We start from the raw sequence: 20,979 nt of genomic DNA, 5'->3' as shown, positions 1-20,979 counted from the left end.
GGAAACATGCCCGGACCGCACGTCCCCCACCCCCGTGGGAGGACGTACGGTCCGGAGGTCCTAGCCCGTGCGGCGGCGCAGCAGCAGGAAGGCGGCGGTCGTCGCGGCGGCGGCGATGGTGAGGAGGAGGCCGGTCTCGACGTACTGGAGGGGCCAGAAGTGGGACCGGGGGTGGTACCTGAGGACGGTCTCGTTCGCGGACCAGTCGACCTGGTAGTACGAGCGGGGCGGCTCGAAGGCGCCGGTCCGGGTGAGCGTGGGCCACAGGTCCCCGCGGAAGAGGTCCACCACGTTGTAGAGGACCAGACAGGCCGCGAAGGCCACCCCCGCGCCGGCCAGGGCGCGCCCGGTCAGCAGACCGGCGAGGGCGCCGAGGGCGAGGCCCGCGAGGGCGTACGCGACGGCGGCCGGGCCGGTGGCGATGAACACGTCGGGGAAGTGCCAGTCGCCGACGAGGTTCGGGTCGCCGTCGTCGCGCGCCCAGATGTTCAGTACGGCGATCGCGCCGGTGCCGGCGGCGAGCAGGACCGCCGGGACGGTCAGCTTGGCGGCCAGCCAGCGGGTCGGCGTCACGCCCTGGGTCCAGGCCAGCAGGGCGGTGCGGTTCTCCAGTTCGCGGCCGATGACGGCGCCGGCCCAGCCGGCCGCGGGGAACATGACGAGCGCCAGAGCGCCGGTGACCAGGGCGATCCCGTCCCTGTACGTCGCGTCGGCGGTGATCGCCTCGACGGCCGAGCACAGCGGCAGGCCGCTCTGCTGCGGTACGGCACAGCCGCTGACGCCTTTGCGGGCCTCGTCCGCGAGGGAGTGCAGCCAGACCAGGTGGACCGCCGCGGCCGCCAGTGCCGTGAGCCAGAGGAGCAGTGCGGCGCGGTGCGGACGCAGCACACCGCGGACGGCGGGCGCCGCCGTGGGGACGGAGAGAGCGCTCACGCCGCCGCCCTCGTTCCCCTGCGCAGCAGCCAGAACGCCGTGCCCACCGCTGCCGCCGCGACCGTGAGGACGATGCCGGTCCCGATGAGCTGGAGGGGCCAGAAGTGGGAGGCGGGGTGGTAGTCGAGGTAGTAGCCGGTCACGCCGTGGTCGGTGAAGCACTTCATCCTGTCGTCGCAGTCCGGGATCGGGATCCGCTCGCCGGTGGAGGTCAGGGCCCCCTGGTCGCCCCACAGGACGTTCTGCGGGGTCCCGGGGCCCGAGTGGAGACCGTTGAGGGCGGTCTTCCAGGGCCACAGGTGGGGGGTGACGGTGTCGGCGGCGTACTCCACGAGCACGGTGATCGCGAGGCCCGCGGCGAGGGCCGGCAGGGCGCGGCGCAGAAGCAGGCCCGCGAGGGCGCCGGCGGCGAGGGCGAGGAGGGGCAGGGCGAGGGCGAGGGTGCCGTTCGCGGTGAAGGTGCTGTCTTCGTACCACCCCCAGTCCAGCGGGAACTCGTTCGCGCTGTAGACCATGCGGTGCAGCAGGACCAGTACGGCCGTGCCGGCGGTGAGCAGGGCCGCGGGGACGGTGAGCTTGGCGGCCAGCCAGCGGGTCGGCGTCACGCCCTGCGTCCACGCCAGCCGCGCGGTGCCGGACTCAAGTTCGCGGCCGATGACGGCACCGGCCCAGGCGGCGACGAGATAGGGCATGTAGACGATGGCCCACCTGGCGAGCATGACGGTGCGGTAGTAGCCGTTGAGCGTGGTGTCCCACGTGCAGTCGTTGCCGACGGGGCAGGTGCGCCGCCACGCGGTCTCGGCGGATTCGGCGCCGGGGCCGTACGCCCACAGCAGGGCCAGCGCGGCGGCGACGGCCACGAGCCCCCAGACGATCAGGGCGGCGCGGTGCAGGCGCAGCACCGTGCGGCCGGTGGCCGGGGGACGCGGTGGCGCCGTGGCGACGGATGCGGTCATGCGGGGGACTCCTGGCGGGGCGTGCGAGCGGGGCGGGTGCGGTGGCGGAGCAGGAGGAACGCGGCGAGGGTGGCCAGGGCCGCGACGGCGAGGACGATGCCGGTCTCGACGAGGTGCAGCGGCCAGAAGTGGGACTGCGGGTGGTAGGTGCCGTTGCCCATCTGCCATACGGTGGCGGGCAGTTCGCGTCCGTCGCTGTCGAGCGTGGGCCAGTACTCGTCGCGGTACTTCTCCACGTACCGGTTGAGCACGATCACCGCGGCGACCGCGATGGCCGTCGCGGGCAGTGAGCGGCGTACGACGAGCGCGGTGAGCGCGCCGACCGCGAGGGCGCACAGGCCGTAGGCCACGACGAGCGGGCCGCGGGCCGCGAACACGTCGGCGAAGCCCCAGTTGTCGCCCATCAGGTTGCGGTGGGCCGACCAGGCCCAGCGGAAGACGGGGACGAAGAGCGCGCCGCCGGCGATCAGGACCAGCGCCGGCACCGCGAGCTTGGCGGCCAGCCAGCGCATCGGCGAGACGTCCTGCGTCCACGCCAACCGCGCGGTGCCGGACTCCAGTTCACGGCCGATCAGCGCGCCGGCCGACCAGGCGGCGACGGCCCAGAAGCCGTAGTACATGAACGTACTGATCCAGCCCATCGGCTCGCTGTAGTCGCGCCAGGCCCAGATGCCGCAGCCGCTGCCGGGGTCGTTCCTGGGGCAGGCGTCCAGCGTCGCGTGTACGTCGTCGGCGGTGATCTCGGTCAGCCAGACCAGGTAGGCCACCGAGCCCAGCACGAACACGGTCCACACGATCAGTGCCGCGCGGTGCAGCCGCAGCACGCCCCGGATCACGACAGACCTCTCGTGCGTACGGCGGTCACGCGGAACGCGGCCAGCGCGAGCAGGGCGGCGACGGCGAGCACGATCGCGGAGGCGGTCAGCTGCAGGGGCCAGTAGTGGGAGAGCGGGTGGTAGTCGTGGTACCAGCTGACGGCGCCGAGACGGTCGTAGAGCCGCTCGCACTGCGGGTTGATCGTGCTGCCGCAGAACGGGTCGGCGAGGCGCTCGCCGTCGGCGGTGAGCAGGCCTGTCGACACATCCACGCCGTTGCCCACGGGCAGGTCGCTCTCCAGGCTCGACACGCTGGTCACCGGCGTCCACAGGTGTGGCAGGGCCCGGTGGACACCGGCCCACAGCGCGCCCACGGCGACGACGGCGGCGCCCAGCGCGGCCAGCGAGCGGCGCAGGAGCACGCCCGCGAAGGCGCCGGCGAACAGGCCGGCCAGGGCGAGCGCGACGGTGATCGGGCCGCCGGCGTAGAAGGTGGGCGGGTCGTACCAGGACTTGGCGCTGCCGATCCGGCCCTCGGACGCCCACCACATCCCGTGGTGCAGCAGCACCAGCAGGCCGGTGCCGACGGTGACCAGGGCGGCCGGGAGGGTGAGCTTCGAGAGCAGCCAGCGGGTCGGGGTCAGGCCCTGGGTCCACGCCAGCTGCGCGGTGCGCTGCTCCAGTTCACGGCCGGTGAGGGCGGCTCCCGCCCAGGCGGCGACGAGGAAGGGGACGGCCAGGACCGCGATGGTCGCGTAGTCGTAGATGTGCTTGTAGCGCAGGATCGCCGCCTGGTCGTACAGGCAGGGACCTGTCGACGCGCAGGCGTAGTGCTGCTGCCAGGCCTCGGCGGAGGCGTCGGCCAGGGGCCCCCACAGACACAGCAGCGCGCTGCCGAGTCCGAGGAGGACGACGGTCCAGACGAGGAGGGCAGGCCGGTGCAGCCGTATCAGCCAGCGGCTCAGTTGGGGCGCGGTGAGGGCGCTCACGCGGAGACCTCCTCGGCTCCCGAGAGGGCCGTCTTTCCGGCTGCCTCGGGGTTGCGCAGGTAGGACAGGACCAGCTCCTCCAGGGAGGGCGCGCTGGTGCGCCAGTCGGCGGGGAGCGGGGCGGCCGGGCGGATCAGGGCGGAGAGCTGGCGGCCCGTGGTGCGGGACTCGACGACCGTGTGCGGGGCGAGGACGGTGTCCGCGGATGCCGACACGCGTGTGTGCGTCTCCAGCAGCTCGTCGATCTCCCCGGCGAGGCGGACCCGGCCGCCGCCGATCAGCAGCAGGTGGTCGCAGGAGTCCTCCAGCTCGGCGACGACATGCGAGGACATGACGATCGTGGTGCCGTGCTGGGCCGCCTGGGACATCAGCACGCCCATCAGCTCGTGCCGGGCCAGCGGGTCGAGGTCGGCCATCGGCTCGTCCAGGAGCAGCAGTTCGGGCTTCTTGCCGAGTGCGAGGGCGAGCGCGACCCGGGTGCGCTGGCCGCCCGACAGGGCGCGGATACGGGCCTTGGGGTCGAGCTCGCCGCCGGCCACGATCCGCTCGGCTGCGCGCGCGTCCCAGTGTCCGGGGTTGAGGTCGGCGCCCATGCGGAGCGTCTCGGCGACGCTGAGCTGGGGATAGAGCGGCTTGTCCTGGGCGACGAAGCCCACACGTGCGCGTGCCGCGCCCGCGGGCCCGCCGAGGACGGAGAGGCTGCCCTCGCTCGGGGCCATGAGGCCGGCGGCGAGGGCGAGCAGGGTGGACTTGCCCGCGCCGTTGGGGCCGACGACGGCGCAGACGCGGCCGGTGGGGAGCGTGAAGGTGCAGTCGCGCAGGGCCCATCCGGCGGACCGCCGCAGCCGGCAGAAGCGCTTGCCCAGCGCGGCTGCCTCAAGGGCGGTGTCGGTCATGAGGGGGCTCCCTGGCTGTGCTGGTCCTGGCCGTTTTTGTCCAGGAAATGCTTGTCGAGTACGGCGGTGAAGAGCGCGGCCACGTCGTCCCGGTCGAGGCCGGCCGCCCGGGCCCTCTGGGTCCATCCGTCGAGCTCGGAGTGGAGGGGCGAGTCGGCGGTGGCGGCGCCGAGGCCGCGGCGCACGAAGGTGCCGAGACCGCGCCGGGCCTCGACCAGTCCCTCGCGCTCCAGTTCGCGGTAGGCCTTCAGGACCGTGTTGGGGTTGATGGCGGTTGCCTCCACTACCTCGCGCGCCGTGGGGAGCTTGTCGCCCGGTTCCAGGTGGCCCAGCCGGAGGGCCTGCTTGGTCTGTTGGACGATCTGGACGTACGTGGCGACCCCGGAGTGCCGGTCGATGCGGTACTCGACCACCCGTGCACCACCCTTTCACTAATTGAGTAGTGAAAGGGTGGTGCAAGGCGGGTCAGAAAGTCAAGAGCGATCCTGTGAACCGATCGGCGGGGCTCGTGCGATGAGGGTGATGTGAGCGAGACGAGAAGCGACGGGGAGCTGCTGCGGGCCGCGGCGGACGGGGACCGGCGCGCCTTCGAGGAGCTGTACCGGCGGTTCGCGCCATGGCTGACGGCCAGGCTGCGCGGCCGGTGCGCCGACGCAGGGGTCGTCGACGACGTCGTGCAGGAGACGTTCCTCGCGATCTGGCGGGGCAAGGCCCGCTATCGCGAGGACGGAGATGTGGCCGGCTGGCTGTGGCGCATCGGTTCGCGGCGGCTCGTCGACGCGCTGCGCGGCGACGGGGCGCGGGGGAGGCTGCGGCAGGCACTGGCCAGGCTGCGCCACCGGGACGAGGCGTCCGCGGAGGAACGCGTGCTCGCGGGGGTCGAGCACGGAGACCTCGCGGGCGCCCTGGTCCGGCTCTCACCCGAGCTCCGGGCGGTCCTCCAGGCGACGGTCATCGACGGGCTGACCACCCGCGAGGCGGCCGTCGTCCTGGGGATCCCGCCGGGCACGGTCAAGACGCGGGCGATGCGGGCCCGTAAGCAACTGCGGGAGGCACTGGCATGAGCAGGCACGTAAGCGATCAGGGTCTGCGGGGCCGGGAGCACGGGCGGGAGGTGGCGGCATGACGTGGCATGTGGCCGAAGAGGATCTACGGGCCTATGCACAGGGTGAGTTGACGCCCCCGCTGCTCTGGTCCGCCGACACGCACCTCGTCTCCTGCGCGCGGTGCCGGGGGGTGCTCGCCTCCGTCGGTCCTTCCGTGGACGCCGGCTGGGAGCGCCTCGACGCCGAACTCGACGCGCCCAAGCGGGGGTTGTTCGAGGGGCTGCTCGTGCGGCTCGGCGTCGCCGACCACACCGCGCGGCTGCTCGCGGCGACACCGGTGCTGCGCCGGTCGTGGCTGGCGGCGGTGGTGTTCGTGCTGGTGACGACGGTGGGGGCGGTGTACTCGGCGGACTCGCCGACGCTGTTCCTCGCCCTCGCCCCGCTGCTGCCGCTCGCGGGTGTGGCACTGGCGTACGGGCCCGCGCTGGACCCGACGTACGAGATGGCGGTCGTCAGTCCGGTGCACGGATTCCGGCTGCTGATGGTCCGCACCGTCGCCGTGCTCACCACCGTCCTCGGCCTCAACGGCCTGGCGACGCTCGCGCTCCCCGCCTACGGCCTGCGCGCCCTGGCCTGGCTGCTGCCCGCGCTCGCCCTCACCGCGACCGGCCTCGCGCTGACCCCCCGGCTGGGCCCGGTCCTCGCGCCGACCCTCGTCGGCGGGGTGTGGGTGGCGCTGCTGGTCGTCGCGGACGCGAGCGGTGACGGACCGCTCGTGCCGTTCACAGCGGCGGGCCAGAGTGCCGCCGCCGCGGTCGCCGCGCTCGCGGTCGGACTGCTCTACCTCGCACGTGACCGTTTCGACGTCTCCCACAGGAGTGCCGTATGACACCCACCGTCTCCGCCTCGGGGCTCAGCCTCCATTACGGCGGTACCCGCGCCCTGGACGACGTGTCGCTGCGGCTGACACGGGGCGTCACCGGGCTGCTCGGTCCCAACGGGGCGGGAAAAACCACCCTGTTGCGGGTGCTGGCCACCGCCGTGCCCGCCGACCGGGGCGCCTTCACGGTGCTCGGACACGACCCGGGCACCACGCGCGGGCGGCAGGAGGTGCGGCGCCGGCTCGGCTATCTGCCCCAGACCCCCGGCTTCCACCCGGACTTCACGGCCTTCGAGTTCGTCGACTACGTGGCGATCCTGAAGGAGCTGACGGATCGTGCCGCCCGCCACCGTGAGGTGCGCCGGGTGCTGGACGAGGTCGACCTGGGCGATGTGCGCGCCAAGCGCATCAAGAAGCTGTCCGGAGGCATGCGGCAGCGGGTCGCGCTGGCCGCGGCGCTCGTCGGCGACCCGGGCTTCCTCGTCCTGGACGAACCGACGGTGGGCCTCGACCCCGAACAGCGCATGCGGTTCCGGGAGCTGATCGCCCGGGCGGGCGAAGGGCGGACGGTCCTGCTCTCCACCCACCAGACGGAGGACGTGGCGATGCTCTGCCACCGGGTCGTGGTGATGGCGACCGGCGGGGTGCGCTTCGACGGCACTCCCGCCGAACTGACGGCGCGGGCCGCCGGACGGGTGTGGAGCAGTACGGAACGCGACCCGGGGGCGAAGGCGGGGTGGCGCACGGGCACGGGCTCCTTCCGCAACGTGGGGGATCCGCCGGCCGGTGCCGACCTCCTCGAACCCACCCTGGAGGACGGCTACCTGCTGACCCTCGACGGCGCGGGCGCGGAGGTGGCGGCATGAGCGCCGTGATGGAGGCGGCCCCGCCCGCCGAGCGGACCGCGTCACGGGACTCCTGGGCCGCGGTGCTCGCCCTCGCCCGGTTCGAGGCGCGCCGACTGCTGATGAGCGTTCCGGTGATCGTCGGCTTCCTGGCGTACGTCGCCTGGATCGTGTGGAGCGCCCGGGACTACGCGGACGGCTATCCGGCCCTCCAGAACGTCGACCGTGCCACGCAGGGCGGGCCGCTGCTGGTCGGCCTGGCGGTGCTGCTGGCCGTGAACCAGGCGGTGCTGCGGTCCGGGCGACAGGACACGGAACGCCACTTCGGGGTGCTGGTGATGAGCGCGGGGCGGCGTACGGCGGCGCATCTGCTGTCCGTCGTGCCGGCCGTCCTGCTCACCGCGGTCTGCGTGACCGGACAGTTCGGCTGGGAGGCCCTCAAGTCCGGTGCCCTCGGACGAGGTTCGGTCAGCGAGTTGCTGGTGGGACCGCTGACGGTGCTGCTGTTCGGGGCGGTCGGCGTGCTGATGGCCCGGCTGGTGGCGTCTACCTTCGCGGCTCCGCTGCTGCTCGTGGTCTTCCTCTTCTTCTTCGTGCTCGGCACGGGGCTGGGAGGCGAAAGCGGCTGGGTCCGCTGGCTGTACCCGGTCGTGGGGGAGATGAGCAACGACACCCTGCCCTCCGACCTGATCGGCCGCCCCGCCCTCTGGCACGCCGTCTATCTCGCCGGCCTCGGGCTGAGCCTGGCGCTGCTCGCGGTACTGATGGGCGGCGGCGGTCGTGCGCGGTCCGCACGGGCCCTGTTCGTCGGTGCGCTGGCCCTGACGGTCCTGGGCGGGACCGCCCAGGCACAGGGAGTGTCGGCGAAGACGACGGCGGCGCGGGAGCGGGTGACGTTCCACCCCGAGCAGGTGCAGACATGCGTGGAGCGGGCCGGGTCGCGGTACTGCGCCTTCCCGGAGTGGCGGGGCCGCACGGCGGACTGGGCCTCGGTCGTGGACCAGGTGCAGTCCCTGGCGGGCGGCACGGCACACGACCAGCGACTTCTCGTCCGCCAGCGGATAGACGCCACCTACGGCCTCGACGGTGACGCGGCGATCCCCCCGTCCAAGGCCGCCCACCAGGTGACGGTCGGCACGAACTGGGGCGGCAACCGCGTCCCCGAGTTCTCGGCCGCCGTCGCCGCCGTACTGATCGCGGGTGACGAGGACGCGGCGGGCGGAATGTGCGACGGCCGCATGGTCACCCTCATGTGGATCGCTCTGGCCTGGGAGTCCGACCCGATCACCCAGTTGAGGCACGTCCGCCTCGACGACAGCGTGACCGGCTCGGCGATCGTGCTGTCCCCGACGAACTCGATGTCGATGACGGAGGGGCAGACGACGGTGGTCCGCAAGCTGCTGGAGCGGCCGCGGGGCGAGGTCGAGGCGAAGGTGAAGTCGCGGTGGTCGGAACTGACCGCACCGAAGGTGACGACGGCACAGGTGGCCGAACTGCTGGGCGTGGACGCCAAGGTGAAGGCCGACTCGTGTGACTGACACGGGCTCCGGCGTTCGAGTCGAGAGGGTGGAGAGGGTGGGGATGAGCGGGGCCGGGGAGGCGCGGGTGCGGAGTGCGGTGGTGTCGCGGGCGTTGTTGGGTCCCGTTCTGCGGACCTTGCCGTGGCGGGCGTTGGGGGCCGCCGGCAGCGTGGGGCTGCTCCTCGCGGGGGCGGCGCGGTGGCTCATCGACGGGGACGAGTGGCTGGCGCTGAATCTGCTGCGGGCGACCGCGCTGGCCTTCGCGCTGGGCCTGGCGTTCCTCCTGGACGATCCGGCCCGGGAGACCACCGTTTCGGTGCCGACGACGCGTCCGGTCCGGCAGGCGCTGCGGGTGGCATTGGTCGCCCCGTTCCTGGCGCTGGCCTGGACGGTGGCGATGCTCCTCGTCCCGGGTGAGATACGTCCTCCCGTGGGCGACGTCACCTTGGAGGCGGCCGCGACCTTTGTCCTCGCGCTGGCGGCGGCCGCTGTCGCCGTGCGGTTCAACGAGGCGTCGGAGCCGGGGCAGGCGGTGGCCGCGGCGGTACTCACCTCGGCCGTCGTGACACCGCTGGCGCTGCCGGGTCGGTGGGCGATGTTCGTGGGGGTGCGGGACGAGCGGTGGGCGGCGTCCCATGAGCGGTGGGCGTGGGTGCTGGTGGCGGCGGCGGTGGTGTGGGTGGCGTGCGGGCCGGAGCGGTTGAGACGGCGAGCGTTGCGGGCCGGTCCGTCGGGCGCGTGATCTCGCCCCCGCCGCCCGGCGCGCACCCCCGGCCTCACGTCTCCGTGCGGTACATCAGATCCGTCTCATGCGTCACGAACCCGAGCCGCTCGTACACCGACACCGCCGCCTTGTTGTCCGCGTCGACGTACAGCATCGCCGTGGGCAACCCCTGCCCCGCCAGATGCCGCAGGCCGATCGTGGTGAGGGACTTGCCGAGCCCCCCACCCTGCGCCCCCGGCTTCACACCGAGGACGTAGACCTCGCCCAGCTGCTCCGCGGCGTGGACCTTGGTCCAGTGGAAGCCGACCAACTCGGCGCCGCGGAAGGCGAGGAAGAATCCGGCCGGGTCGAACCAGGGCTCGGCCATACGCGCGTCGAGGTCACGCTGGACGAGGGAGCCCTGCTCGGGGTGGTGGGCGAAGGCGGCGGCGTTGACGGCGAGCCAGGCAGTGTCGTCCTGGCCGGGGACGAAGGGGCGTACCGTCACGCCGTCCGGAAGGACCGGGTCGGGCAGCTCAAGGCCCGTCAACGGCCGCCGCATCTGCCGCAGCTCACGGAACAGGGTCAGACCGAGGACCTGGGCGAGATGCCGGGCCGCGGAGTGGCCGCCGTGGGCCCACACCCGCAGCCGCTTGCCGGACGCGGCGAGGAGGGCGGAGCCCAGCGCCCGGCCGTGGCCGTGACCGCGGTGCGCGGGATGGACGACCAGTTCCGCGGCCGGCGCCTCCACCGGGTCGGTGTCCTCCAGCTGGGCATAGCCGACGAGTTGGTCGTCGACGGTCAGCAGCAGATGGGACACCCCCTCGCGTGCGGCACCGCGCAGTTGTAGCCGTCCCTGCTCCGACACCGCCTGCTGCCCGTCGCTGCGCACGGCCTCCGCGAGGAGCGCCAGCACCGCTTCGGTCCGGTCAGGAGAGAGCGCCGAGTAGGTGTCGATCGAGCGGGAGGGGCCACGCCGTGCGGTGTCGTCGCTGGTCATGCGTACGAGGGTACGGGGAGGACCCCGCAAAGTGGCGGCAAAGGAAAGGGCAAAGGGAAACCAGGATGTAACCAGGAAACCCCTGTCGCGCTACGCGCGTTGACTCTAGGCTGCGCCGGACGGGGCCCACGTGATTCAGACATCCCACAGGGGGGCGTATGCCAGCCATATCCCAGCCGCACCACCGCCGCAGACGGACCGTCCGTCTCCTTGCCGCAGCCGCCGGTCTCGCGACCGTCGGCGCTCTCGCCGCCGCGCTGCCCTCGACGGCCGCGGCGGGCGAGTCGGGCACGTCGGGTGGTAAGGCGCCCAGTCGTTACCAGGACGTGCAGCTGCTGTCCTTCAACGACCTGCACGGCAACCTGGAGCCGCCGTCCGGTTCGTCCGGCCGGGTCACCGAACTCCAGGCGGACGGCACGACGAAGACCATCGACGCCGGTGGTGTCGAGTACCTCGCCACGCATCTGCGCGAAGCGCGTGCGGGCAACAAGTACTCCATCACCGCCGCCGGCGGCGACATGGTCGGTGCGTCTCCGCTCATTTCGGGACTTTTCCACGATGAGCCGACCATCGAGGCGCTCAACGGCCTCGACCTGGACGTCACCTCCGTCGGCAACCACGAGTTCGACGAGGGCGCCAAGGAACTGGCCCGTCTGCAGAAGGGCGGCTGTCACCCGACCGCCGGCTGCTACACGGACGAGGAGTTCGCGGGGGCGAACTTCCCGTACCTCGCGGCCAACGTCCTGAACGAGAAGACCGGCAAGCCGATCCTCAAGCCCTACTGGGTGTGGAAGAAGAACGGCGTCAAGGTCGGCTTCATCGGCGTCACCCTGGAGGACACCCCGGGTGTCGTCTCCGCGGAGGGCGTCAAGGGCCTGAAGTTCAAGGACGAGGTCGAGACGATCAACAAGTACGCCAAGGAGCTCCAGCGCCAGGGCGTCAAGTCGATCGTGGCCCTCATCCACGAGGGCGGGGCCCCGGCCTCGGCGTCGTACAACTACGACTGCGACGCCCCGGGCGCCGGCGACGGCGTCTCCGGCCCGATCGTGGACATCGCCAAGAACATCACCCCGCAGGTCGACGCGCTGGTGACGGGTCACACCCACGCCGCCTACGCCTGCACCATCAACGACCCGGCGGGCAACCCGCGCACGGTCACCTCGGCCGCGTCCTTCGGCCGTCTCTACACGGACACCACGCTGACGTACGACCGGTGGACGGGTGACATCGCCCGTACGGCCGTGAAGTCGGCGAACCACGTGGTCACCCGGACCGTCGCCAAGGCGACGGACATGACCGAGCTGATCAGCAGGTGGAACACCCTCGCGGCGCCCATCGGCAACCGCGCGATCGGCTACATCTCCGCGGACATCCCGAGCACCGGCACCGAGTCCCCGATGGGCGACCTCATCGCCGACGCGCAGCTCGCCTACGGCAAGCAGCTCGACCCGGAGACCGACCTCGCGCTGATGAACCCGGGCGGTGTGCGGGCCGGCCTCACCTACGCGGCCAAGGGGGCCGAGGGCGACGGCGTGGTGACCTATGCCGAGGGCTTCACCGTCCAGCCGTTCTCCAACACCGTGAACCTCCAGGACTTCACCGGCGCCCAGCTGGTCCAGGTCCTCCAGGAGCAGGTGAGCGGCTCGAACCTGGCCTCGCCGAAGATCCTGCAGCCGTCGTCGGGTCTGACGTACACGCTGGACCTGACGAAGACCGGCGCCGAGCGGATCGTCGTCGACTCCATCCGGCTCAACGGTGCGGCCATCGACCCGGCGGCCACCTACCGCGTCGCGACCAACAGCTTCCTCGCGGGCGGCGGCGACGGCATCACCACGCTGGGCCTGGGCACCAACGACCTCGTCGGCGCGGACGACCTGGCGGCGCTTGAGCAGTACCTCCTGGCCAACTCCTCGGCCACGAGCCCGATCGCACCTCCGGCTGCGAACCGGATCACGATCGTGAAGTAGCTCCACCGAGCAAGCCCGAAGAGGCGGTCGCGTCATATCGACGCGGCCGCCTCTTCGCGTATTAAAACCTGTGTGAGTGGCGGATTGGTTCCGGGTGACGCCTGAAAAACGGTCTCAGCTGCAATTCATCGAGGTCTAAGTGGAATTGGCCTTTTCCGGGTTTGCGGTCCCGTAGTGTTTTCCATGTCGAAAGCGAACGGCACCACCGAAGGAGAACGAAATGAGCTTCCACAAGATCACCCCCGTCAAGAAGGCTCACAAGCCCGCCCCGGCCCCCAAGAAGAAGACCCAGGTGAAGAAGGTGACTCCGCAGCGACGCCCGGTCTCCCATAAGAACTGAAACAAGCCCCACATAATCTGAACCTGATACCCAGGGAGGGAATTCCTATGAGCTTCCACAAGATCGCCCCCGTCGCCAAGAAGAACACCAGGCCCGCCGCCCCGGCGCCGAAGGCCCAGCAGAAGAAGGCCGCGCCGAAGAAGGCCGCGAAGGCCCGTCCGGTATCCCGCAAGGGCTGCTGACACCGCATCACGAGGCGGGGCCACCGACAGGGACTCGGTGGCCCCGCCTCCGGCATGTAGGGAGGAGGAATCATGAGGGAAGTCCGCGAGGCCTTCCGCCGCTTCTGGCCGCTGACCCGCGGTGACCGCAGGTGGCTGGTGGCGATCATCGGGTGCGTGGTGATGTCCGCGCTCGCCGAGACCGCCTCGATCCTGCTGTTCGCGCACCTGACCGACACCGCCCTGAAGGCCGGTTCGCTGTCCGCCTTCTGGGCCCCGGCCGGCGCCTGGCTCGCCGTCGCCGCGCTCGGCGCGCTGGTCGGCTACCTCGGCAACTCGCTGGCCACCTGGACCGCGGAGAGATTCGTGCTCCGCCTGCGGGCCAAGGTGTTCCGGCACGTCCAGGACCTGCCCCCGCACTTCTTCCAGAAGCACCGCCAGGGCGACCTCGTCGAACGGCTCACCGGTGATGTCGAGGCCATCGAGCAGATGGTGGTGTCCGGGGTCGTCGGTACCGTCGCCGCCGCGTTCTCCGCCGTCTTCTACTCCGCCGCCGCCCTGTATCTGCGCTGGGACCTGGCCCTCGTCACCTTCGTCCTCGCCCCCCTGTTCCTGCTGGCCGCCCGCCGCTTCGCCGGCCGCATCAAGACGCCTCCCAGGACGAGCGGACCGCCGACGGCGCCATCACCTCCGTCGTCGAGGAGTCCCTCGGCAATGTGGTGCTGACCCAGGCCTACAACCGCCGCGCCGACGAGGAGAAGCGGCTCGACCGCGAGGCCCGCGCCTGGATGAAGGCATCCGTGCGCGGGGCACGGCTCAGCGAGATGTACGAGCAGTTCGTCGAGGTCGTCGAGACGATCTGCGTCCTCGCCGTCATCGGACTCGGCGTCTGGGAGATCTCCGCCGACCGTATGACCCTCGGTCAGCTCCTCGCCTTCGCCGCGTTCATCGGCTACCTCTACCCGCCGGTCCGCAACCTCGGCCAGCTCGGCCTCACCCTCACCGCCGCCACCGCGGGCGCCCAGCGCCTGGGCGAGATCCTCGACGCCGAACCCGCCGTCACCGACCCCGCCGAACCGGTCCGGGACTGGCCGGTGCGCGGCTGGGTCAGCGTCCACGGCGCCGGCTTCCGCTACCCCGGCGCGGCCAGGGACTCCCTGCACGACGTCACCTTCCAGGCCGCCCCCGGCGAACTCCTCCTCGTCACCGGCCCGAGCGGCGCCGGCAAGTCCACCCTCGCCAAGCTGCTGCTCCGCTTCTACGACCCCTCGTCCGGAGTGCTCTGCCTGGACGGCGTCCCGCTGACCGACGTACCCCTGGAATTCCTGCGCGAGAACGTGGCGCTGCTACCGCAGGAGACGCTCGTCCTGCACGGCACGATCCGCGAGAACATCGAGTGCGGCCGCCCCGGCGCGACCGACGAGGACATCGAGCGGGCCGCGCGGGCGGCCGCGGCGCACGAGTTCATCGCCGAACTCCCCGGCGGCTACGGCACCGTCATCGCCCCCGGCACCGCTGCCCTCTCCGGCGGCCAGCTCAAGCGGATCGCCATCGCCCGCGCGATGCTGCGCGCCGCCCCCGTCCTGATCCTCGACGAACCCACCACCGGCCTCGACTCGGTGGCCGCCCGCCGCGTCGTGAGGCCGCTGCGCCACCTGATGTCCGGCCGTACGACGATCATGATCACCCACGATCTGAGCCTCGCCCCCGACGCCGACCGCATCCTCGTCGTGGACGAGGGCCGGCTGGTCGAGGTCGGCACACACGACGAACTCGTGGAGCGCGGCGGGACGTACGCCCGGCTGGCCGCTCACACCCGTCCGGCCGGGAATCCCACCGGACTCCTGAGCGTGTAGCCCAGCCCCCGCACGGTCTGGATGAGCCGCGGTTCGCCGCGGCTCTCCAGCTTGCGCCGCAGATACATGACGTAGACGTCGAGGGTGTTGGAAGCCGGCTCGAAGTCGAAGCCCCAGACCCCCCGATGAGGATCTGGGACCGGCTGAGCACCTTCGCTGGATGCCACATGCCGACCGCTGTGGGAACAGTGCGTCTGTCCCCGGCGAGCACGGTCTCGTACCGTTCCTGAGGGCTGAGCGGGGGTGAGTCCGTTCAGTCGCACGCCCCGAACGGTCTTGGGCGCACTGGTCCCCGGCGTACTCGACCCCGGGGCGGCGACACGCATCCTGTGCGTGGTCCGGGCCCGGGAGGCCAGTTCCCTGCGCGACCCGGGCTGGGTTGGTACGGCCAGATGCGGCGGGGAGGCCCCGAACCATCACTCCGGCGGAGCGGGGGTCCCGCACGCTGGCGCCGTACCCGGCGTGCCAGATCGCGTAATCACGTTAACCCGGTCGGCTCACAACACCGCAAGCCCATAAGCGGACCATCACACGATCGAGCTAAAGCGCCCCGATGCGCGCTCCCCAGCGAGCCGTTGCTGACCTCGAACCGCAGGAGTCGCCCGAGCCCTTCCCTCACGGCCACGTCGTCGTCGGCCAGCAGAATCTTCCGAGCCATCCGAACACGGTGTGACGAGGTGCTGTGGCGGAGCTGGCAGGGCGATATGCGTGAGCTTTAAGCAGTTTTAAGCACGGCGCGTATCTACGCCACGCCCCGGCCGCTCGCCAGGACGCCGCGCAGGAACTCGGTCTCGGCGGGCAGGTCCGGCACGCACCGGTCGTTGACGAAGGGCAGTACGGTCCGGCGGCCCGTCGTGTCGTACAGGCAGGTGATGAACCGGAGGCTGGAGTCCTGCGGGGCGTTCTCGACGCGTAGGTCCTGGATGTCGTGCCAGGTCCACTTCCGCACGCGCAGCGCGCTGTACGAGGTGATTCCGCCGGGCCGTACGACGGTACGGGCCCGCAGCAGGGCAAGCGCCATCCAGCCGTTGGAGAGCAGCAGGACCGTCACCAGGGCCACCGCGGGCCAGAACGGCACCCCGTTGAGCAGTACTTCCCCGACGCCGGCCGCGAAGAAGAGCGCGACGGCGGCGGCCGCCTTCCACGCCGGCCCCCGTCTGCGGTACTCCCTGATGATGTCCCCGCCCATGATCCCTCCCCGTGGTCGGGATGATCGTAGGACGGGGACCTGTGCGTCAGGAAGCGGTGGGCGTCCAGTCACCGAGCCAGTCCGCGACCTCCTGGCCGGTGGCCTGCGCGTCGGTCAGCTGCGGCCGGTTGCTGCTCGCCGCACCCGAGCCCGCACCGCTGTTCTTGTACTCCGCGAACCGGTCGTCCTTCCAGGAGAAGCCGCTCATGTCGGTCCACGGCGTGGACTTGATCGCGGCGCTCAACGAGGTGTTGCGGACCGTGGTCTGCGGGTCGAGGCTCGCGTCACCGCCGGCGTGCCAGGGGCGGCCCAGGTAGAAGCTCGCGGAGGAGACGTCCCCGTTCACGGTCGAGTTGGCGATGAGGATGCCCTTGCGGCCGGCAGCGGTGCTGGGCGCGGTGACGTAGCCGGCCGAGGTGCCGTTCCAGCGCTTCTTCAGCGTGATGACGGACTTGTCGATCACCGCGGTCGCCCGCCCGAAGATGAAGTCGACGTTGCCGATGACGTAGGAGTTGGTCATGTAGACCCGGCCCAGCTTGTCCTTGGCCGCGGTGTCCACGAGGAGCGTGTCCTGGTCGCCGCTGACGATGACCCCGTCGAGGAACACCTTGTCGGCGGCGGTGCGCAGGGCGACCGCCTGGTTGGCGATGTCCTGGTGACTGGCCTCGTCGAAGTCGTTGGAGATGGTCAGGTTGCGGGCCTGGAAGTCGTCGGCCTCGACGGCGACGGTGGCGCTGCCGCCGGTGCCGTAGGTGCCCGAGCCGTCGGGCTTGGGGGTGCCGGACGCGTTGTTGTAGACGATCACCGTGTCGTTACGGCTGCCGCCCGACCCCTGGATGGTGACGTGCGGTTTGTTGGACGGCACCTTGACCAGCTCGCGGTAGGTCCCCGGCTTCACCGAGATCACCACGCGGGAGGGGTTGTTCGCCGGTACGGCGTTCACCGCGGCCTGCACGGTCGAGTACTGCCCGCTGCCGTCCTTGGCGACGGTGAGCGTGGTCGCGGCGGCGGCCTTCGTCGAGGCGGTCGCCGTCGTACCGATCGAACTCCGGGGCCCCACACCGGACTTGAGAAGCGCCGGTACGTCGGCCGTCTTGTCGAGCGTGTAGGCGTAGTACGTCTTCGGGTCGAAAGCCGTACCCCCGCTCTCGTTGCGCCCGCTGGTGCCGACGAAGGTGTTCCCCTTCTGCACGATCGTCGCGGTGGCGTCCTTGATGACGGGGTTGTTGACGCCCTGGAAGTACGAGTTCTCCAGGACCATCTTCGTGGCGCCGCGCGAGTAATTGCCGTACGACGACTTGATGTCGGTGTCGGCGACGTCCTCGAGGAAGTTGTTGTAGAGGTGCGCGTGGGCGGCGTTGTCCGTCGACGGGTTGCGCTGCTCGGTCTCGCGGACCCAGTTGTGGTGGATGGTGATGTCGGTGACGACGTTCTCCGTCCACCCGATGCCGAACGCCTTGTTGTCCTGGCTGAGTTTGTTCCAGGACACGGTCACATAGGTGCTGTCCTTGCGGACGTCGATGAGCCCGTCCGCCATGTGCCGCAGATCGTTGTGGTCGATCCAGACGTGATGGGCACCGTCCATCTGGACGGCGTCGAAGTCGTGGTCCTTGTCGTTCCAGATGCCCTGGTAGGCGTCCCGGATGGTCAGGTTCCGGATGATCACGTTGTGCACGCCGGACCCGAGGAAGAACCCGCCGCCGACGATGTGCCCGGAGGTCCCGGACCCGACGATGGTCTTGTTGGACTGGACCTTGATCTCTTTGCCGACCGGGTTCATGTTGATGGTCGCGGCGACGACGATGACGTACGGCTCGGCCGCGGTCGCGTACTTCTCCAGGTCGGCGAGCGTCTTGACGGTGACGATCTGCCCGTCGCGTCCGCCGTAAGTGCCGTTCTGTCCCAGGGCGTTGACCGAGGCGAAGCCGTCGGCGGTGGCGGTCGCCCACGCGGGGGCCGCGGCGGTGGCGGCGGAGGCGGAGGACTGGGCGTCGTCGCCGAAGAGAGGGCTGTAGGCGAGCACGCCGGCTGAGGTCAGGGCCAGAGGGATGCCGGCCACGAGCGCGGTCCTGCGCCTGCGGTGGCGGGGTGCCCTGCTGCGGGTTTCAGTCACGGGCTGCTTCCGATCGAAGTCAGGTGTGGAGGGGTTAAGTCACCTGCTTGTCGGAGCTGTTGGGGAAAAGGTTGCCGTGGTGGCGGGTCGCGTTTGGAGGCGCTTTCAGGTGAAGCGGGAGAGAGTGGTGCGCGGGAGCCCCGGAGCGGTGATGGTGATGCCGTGACAGACGCGACGACCTGCGGGACCACCGGGTTCGATGGTCCCGCAGGTCGTCATCGCCAAGCTGCCGCGCCGATCCGGATCAGGCGCAGGTCTTCGGGTCCAGCTTCTCCTCGATCTTGTCTTCACGGCCGTCGGGCTGGCCGTTGGGCAGGAGCTTGTCGGAGACGCCGTCGATGTAGTAGCCGTACGAGTAGATCGTGTTGTATCCCCGGTCGCGCCAGCTGTGCACGGTCCGCATGTTGTTCCTGCTGGAGGGGTCCTTGTTCCACTGGTAGTCCTCGACGTAGAAGACCGGATTCACCCGCACCACGCGCTGGTACGGCGTCCACGTCACGGCGACCTGGGTGCACGGCGGGATCGTCTTCTCGCTGCGGCGTTCGAAGGACGAGGTCTTCTCCCAGCCCCACTCGTAGCCGGCGGTGCCGCCGACGGTGCCTGAGAAGATGCTCTTGGCGGCGGAGAGGCTGATCGAGGCGCCGACGCTCTTCTTGGCGAACGTCTTGGTGCTGTAGCTGCTGACGAAGGTCTCCTTGTCGTCCTTCGAACCGCGGTTGCCTATCCACGGCGAGGTGCGCACGGGCTCCCCCTTGATGGACCACGTCGAGGACTCTGCGTAACCGCACCAGCCGCGGAAGGTCTCCCACGGTCCGACGGGCTCCCAGAGGGGGAACACGTCGTCCAGGTACTCGTCCCGGGTCTTGAACTCGCCGGTGTCGACATTGAGGGCGCCGTAGACGCCCGTCAGGCTCCCCTCCTGCTCACAGAGCCGCTCGATCATCAGGTCGGTGTTCCCGGGGTCCGTGCCCCGGATGTTCGTCGCGCCGCCCGGGCCGCTGCTGGCCGCCTGCGAGGAACCGGCGCCGGCCAGCAGGCCGGTCAGGGCGAGGGCGGTGGACGCGGTGATCAGGGCGCTCTTCTTCAGAGTCCCGAGCTTCTTGATCTTCGATTTGCGAATGAGTCGCATGGGGGTTGGCTCACTCCCGAGTGCTGTGCACAGGTGCCGATGGCACCTGTCGGACAGCCAGGAAGGTCTCAGGGTACTCACGGGTAGGGTCAGGAATGCGAAAGGAATGACAGGACATCGACAGTCGACGGGGGTGTCTGTCGCTCTTTGTCCGTTTCCGATTCACGGGAGCAACTGTCTCGGACGTGGCACACCCTTTTCGATACAGCGGGCCAGCTCTTGCAAGTCACCGATGAGGGATGCCAGTTCGGTCACCTGCGCCTTCACCGTGGTGAGGAGCGCCTTCGATCGAAGTCAGGTGTGGAGGGGGTAAGTCGCCTTTCTGGCAAAGCTGTTGAGGAAGAGGTTGCCGGGGGTGGGGTTCTTCTCGGTGTCAACGGGGAAGCGGATCGCGGGCACCTTCGGGTGAAGTGGGAGGCAGTGCAGTGCCCGAGCGCCATGGGATCGCTATGGTGGAGCCATGGCAGAGCACACGACCATTCAGGTGTCCCGGCAAGCCCGTGATCGTCTGGCGAAGATCGCCAGGGAGCGGGGGGTGCCCCTGGGACAGCTCGTCGAGCAGCTGGCTTCAGAGCAGTCGACGGCGGAGGAGATCGCGGAGAGGGTGGCGGCCGACCGCCGGGTTGTCCGCGAGGTGATCGGCCTCGACATCAGTGATGAGGAGTTCGATCGGGCGCCAGACGTGCTCGCCAACATCTACAAGATGGCAGCTGAGAAGGTGCGCATGGCTCGGGGCACAGCCACGTGATCATCCTGGACACCGGTGCCACCCGGGCGCTCGCGGACGGGCACAAAACGCTGAACCTGCTCGCCTCGAACATGGCCCGGACCCCGGGCGACCTGCTCCGGATTCCGGCCCTCTGCTTGATGCAGGCGGAGTCCGAGGACGCCGACGCGGCCAGCCGGGTGCTCGCGTTCTCCTCGGTGGTCGTCGACCCCCTCGACACGGTCTCCTCGGCCAGCGTCGGCACCATGATCCGGGACGGGTACGGGGGCGCCGATATCTGCCACGCCTTGTACTGTGCGCTGCCCCGAGCCGAGTTCACGGGCATGTCGATCCTGCTCACGACTCGGGAGGACGCATATCCGCCGGGTGTGGTGACCGTCGACGTCGACTCTCCCGGGATGCTCGGCTTCCACTGACGCGGATGGCGGGGCGGGACCACCGAACCTGGTGGTCGCGCCCCCGCCGTCATCGCGATGTCACCTCTCGCACTCCGGAACGCGCCCCGCCCCGGCTGACCGCGACCCGGATCACGTCCTCCAGGGCCTCGGTCGCCCTGGTGAGCGCGAAACACACCGCCCGCTCACCCGCCTTCGCATCGGCGAGCACGGCCCTGGCACCCGCGAGCACCTGCTCCGCGGACTCCAGTTGAGCCGCTTCCACGTCGTCGGCCAGCAGGGACAACCGACTGTCGCCGCCGTCGGTGCTGAGGTAGCAGGGTTTGCCCTCGGGGGTGGTCCAGGGCAGTAGACGGAGACTCTCGGGGGTACTCATGCGGAGGCCTCCTCTCCGTGGGTACCTCGCATGTTGGCGGCGGTGCCGTAGACGGCGTTCCAGTGGACGCGGCGATACTGCAGGATGCGTTCGCGCTCACAGCGGCAGATGTGGGCAGGGTGGTGCTGTGTGTCGCTGCTTCG

Annotated in this window: 20 protein-coding genes and 2 pseudogenes; 10 read left to right on the top strand and 12 right to left on the bottom strand. The window is 70.6% G+C overall.

What is annotated here, in order from left to right; genetic code table 11:
• Nucleotides 1–60: 60 nt before the first annotated feature.
• The 6 genes from OHU89_RS23675 to OHU89_RS23650 are packed head-to-tail and all read right to left on the bottom strand — an operon-like array spanning nucleotide 61 to nucleotide 5,002.
• Nucleotides 61–933, bottom strand: a complete 873-nt coding sequence (locus tag OHU89_RS23675) for a hypothetical protein (protein ID WP_405645655.1) — start codon at nucleotides 931–933, stop codon at nucleotides 61–63.
• The gene (locus OHU89_RS23670; protein ID WP_405645653.1) at nucleotides 930–1,889 is read right to left on the bottom strand and encodes a hypothetical protein; all 960 of its coding nucleotides are present in this window, start codon (nucleotides 1,887–1,889) and stop codon (nucleotides 930–932) included. The genes OHU89_RS23675 and OHU89_RS23670 overlap by 4 nt, the downstream gene beginning before the upstream one ends.
• Nucleotides 1,886–2,725, bottom strand: coding sequence for a hypothetical protein (locus tag OHU89_RS23665; protein ID WP_405645651.1), 840 nt, complete (start codon nucleotides 2,723–2,725; stop codon nucleotides 1,886–1,888). Before OHU89_RS23665 ends, OHU89_RS23670 begins: the two co-directional genes overlap by 4 nt.
• The gene (locus OHU89_RS23660; protein ID WP_405645650.1) at nucleotides 2,722–3,693 is read right to left on the bottom strand and encodes an ABC transporter permease; all 972 of its coding nucleotides are present in this window, start codon (nucleotides 3,691–3,693) and stop codon (nucleotides 2,722–2,724) included. The genes OHU89_RS23665 and OHU89_RS23660 overlap by 4 nt, the downstream gene beginning before the upstream one ends.
• The gene (locus OHU89_RS23655; protein WP_405645648.1) at nucleotides 3,690–4,589 is read right to left on the bottom strand and encodes an ABC transporter ATP-binding protein; all 900 of its coding nucleotides are present in this window, start codon (nucleotides 4,587–4,589) and stop codon (nucleotides 3,690–3,692) included. The genes OHU89_RS23660 and OHU89_RS23655 overlap by 4 nt, the downstream gene beginning before the upstream one ends.
• Nucleotides 4,586–5,002, bottom strand: coding sequence for a GntR family transcriptional regulator (locus OHU89_RS23650; RefSeq protein WP_266890532.1), 417 nt, complete (start codon nucleotides 5,000–5,002; stop codon nucleotides 4,586–4,588). The genes OHU89_RS23655 and OHU89_RS23650 overlap by 4 nt, the downstream gene beginning before the upstream one ends.
• Before the next feature lie 111 nt (nucleotides 5,003–5,113).
• Here OHU89_RS23650 and OHU89_RS23645 point away from each other — a divergent pair, with 111 nt between their 5' ends.
• Genes OHU89_RS23645 through OHU89_RS23625 form a run of 5 tightly spaced genes read left to right on the top strand, consistent with a single transcriptional unit; the run spans nucleotide 5,114 to nucleotide 9,622 of the window.
• Nucleotides 5,114–5,653, top strand: coding sequence for an RNA polymerase sigma factor (locus OHU89_RS23645; RefSeq protein WP_266890534.1), 540 nt, complete (start codon nucleotides 5,114–5,116; stop codon nucleotides 5,651–5,653).
• A gap of 58 nt (nucleotides 5,654–5,711) precedes the next feature.
• Entirely contained in the window at nucleotides 5,712–6,524 is an 813-nt protein-coding gene (locus OHU89_RS23640; RefSeq protein WP_405645646.1) for a zf-HC2 domain-containing protein, read from the top strand.
• The gene (locus tag OHU89_RS23635) at nucleotides 6,521–7,381 is read left to right on the top strand and encodes an ABC transporter ATP-binding protein (protein WP_266890538.1); all 861 of its coding nucleotides are present in this window, start codon (nucleotides 6,521–6,523) and stop codon (nucleotides 7,379–7,381) included. The genes OHU89_RS23640 and OHU89_RS23635 overlap by 4 nt, the downstream gene beginning before the upstream one ends.
• Nucleotides 7,378–8,898, top strand: a complete 1,521-nt coding sequence (locus OHU89_RS23630; RefSeq protein ID WP_405645644.1) for an ABC transporter permease — start codon at nucleotides 7,378–7,380, stop codon at nucleotides 8,896–8,898. The genes OHU89_RS23635 and OHU89_RS23630 overlap by 4 nt, the downstream gene beginning before the upstream one ends.
• 43 nt (nucleotides 8,899–8,941) lie before the next feature.
• Nucleotides 8,942–9,622, top strand: coding sequence for an ABC transporter (locus OHU89_RS23625; RefSeq protein ID WP_405645642.1), 681 nt, complete (start codon nucleotides 8,942–8,944; stop codon nucleotides 9,620–9,622).
• A gap of 34 nt (nucleotides 9,623–9,656) precedes the next feature.
• On the opposite strand, the gene mshD is transcribed toward OHU89_RS23625, so the two are convergent.
• The gene (gene mshD, locus OHU89_RS23620) at nucleotides 9,657–10,583 is read right to left on the bottom strand and encodes a mycothiol synthase (RefSeq protein ID WP_405645640.1); all 927 of its coding nucleotides are present in this window, start codon (nucleotides 10,581–10,583) and stop codon (nucleotides 9,657–9,659) included.
• 158 nt (nucleotides 10,584–10,741) lie between these two features.
• Here mshD and OHU89_RS23615 point away from each other — a divergent pair, with 158 nt between their 5' ends.
• The 3 genes and pseudogenes from OHU89_RS23615 (at nucleotide 10,742) to OHU89_RS23605 (ending at nucleotide 14,907) form a co-directional block, all read left to right on the top strand.
• Complete coding sequence (locus tag OHU89_RS23615; RefSeq protein WP_405645639.1) at nucleotides 10,742–12,550, top strand: bifunctional metallophosphatase/5'-nucleotidase; 1,809 nt, start codon at nucleotides 10,742–10,744, stop codon at nucleotides 12,548–12,550.
• A gap of 387 nt (nucleotides 12,551–12,937) precedes the next feature.
• Complete coding sequence (locus tag OHU89_RS23610; RefSeq protein ID WP_405645637.1) at nucleotides 12,938–13,072, top strand: hypothetical protein; 135 nt, start codon at nucleotides 12,938–12,940, stop codon at nucleotides 13,070–13,072.
• Between the two features lie 72 nt (nucleotides 13,073–13,144).
• Nucleotides 13,145–14,907 (top strand): annotated as a pseudogene (locus OHU89_RS23605) (ABC transporter ATP-binding protein).
• On the opposite strand, the pseudogene OHU89_RS23600 reads toward OHU89_RS23605, so the two are convergent.
• The 4 genes and pseudogenes from OHU89_RS23600 to OHU89_RS23585 form a co-directional block, all read right to left on the bottom strand.
• A pseudogene (locus tag OHU89_RS23600) lies at nucleotides 14,862–15,070 on the bottom strand (winged helix-turn-helix domain-containing protein); the annotation flags it as partial. The pseudogenes OHU89_RS23605 and OHU89_RS23600 overlap by 46 nt on opposite strands.
• Before the next feature lie 579 nt (nucleotides 15,071–15,649).
• The gene (locus tag OHU89_RS23595; RefSeq protein WP_405645635.1) at nucleotides 15,650–16,096 is read right to left on the bottom strand and encodes a hypothetical protein; all 447 of its coding nucleotides are present in this window, start codon (nucleotides 16,094–16,096) and stop codon (nucleotides 15,650–15,652) included.
• Between the two features lie 46 nt (nucleotides 16,097–16,142).
• Nucleotides 16,143–18,209, bottom strand: a complete 2,067-nt coding sequence (locus OHU89_RS23590) for a pectinesterase family protein (protein WP_405645634.1) — start codon at nucleotides 18,207–18,209, stop codon at nucleotides 16,143–16,145.
• Nucleotides 18,210–18,453: 244 nt separating this feature from the next.
• Nucleotides 18,454–19,338, bottom strand: a complete 885-nt coding sequence (locus OHU89_RS23585) for a hypothetical protein (RefSeq protein WP_405645632.1) — start codon at nucleotides 19,336–19,338, stop codon at nucleotides 18,454–18,456.
• A gap of 460 nt (nucleotides 19,339–19,798) precedes the next feature.
• On the opposite strand from OHU89_RS23585, the gene OHU89_RS23580 reads away from it, so the two are divergent.
• Together OHU89_RS23580 and OHU89_RS23575 are read left to right on the top strand one after the other, a co-directional pair.
• Entirely contained in the window at nucleotides 19,799–20,086 is a 288-nt protein-coding gene (locus OHU89_RS23580; protein WP_405645630.1) for a hypothetical protein, read from the top strand.
• Nucleotides 20,083–20,481, top strand: coding sequence for a hypothetical protein (locus OHU89_RS23575; RefSeq protein WP_405645628.1), 399 nt, complete (start codon nucleotides 20,083–20,085; stop codon nucleotides 20,479–20,481). Before OHU89_RS23580 ends, OHU89_RS23575 begins: the two co-directional genes overlap by 4 nt.
• Nucleotides 20,482–20,530: 49 nt before the next feature.
• On the opposite strand, the gene OHU89_RS23570 is transcribed toward OHU89_RS23575, so the two are convergent.
• Nucleotides 20,531–20,836, bottom strand: coding sequence for a hypothetical protein (locus OHU89_RS23570; RefSeq protein ID WP_405645626.1), 306 nt, complete (start codon nucleotides 20,834–20,836; stop codon nucleotides 20,531–20,533).
• Nucleotides 20,837–20,979 lie beyond the last annotated feature (143 nt).

It is taken from the genome of Streptomyces sp. NBC_00019 (assembly GCF_045041015.1).
In the GTDB taxonomy this organism is placed as follows: Bacteria; Actinomycetota; Actinomycetes; order Streptomycetales; family Streptomycetaceae; genus Streptomyces.
This window is presented reverse-complemented; position numbering and strand designations above follow the sequence as displayed.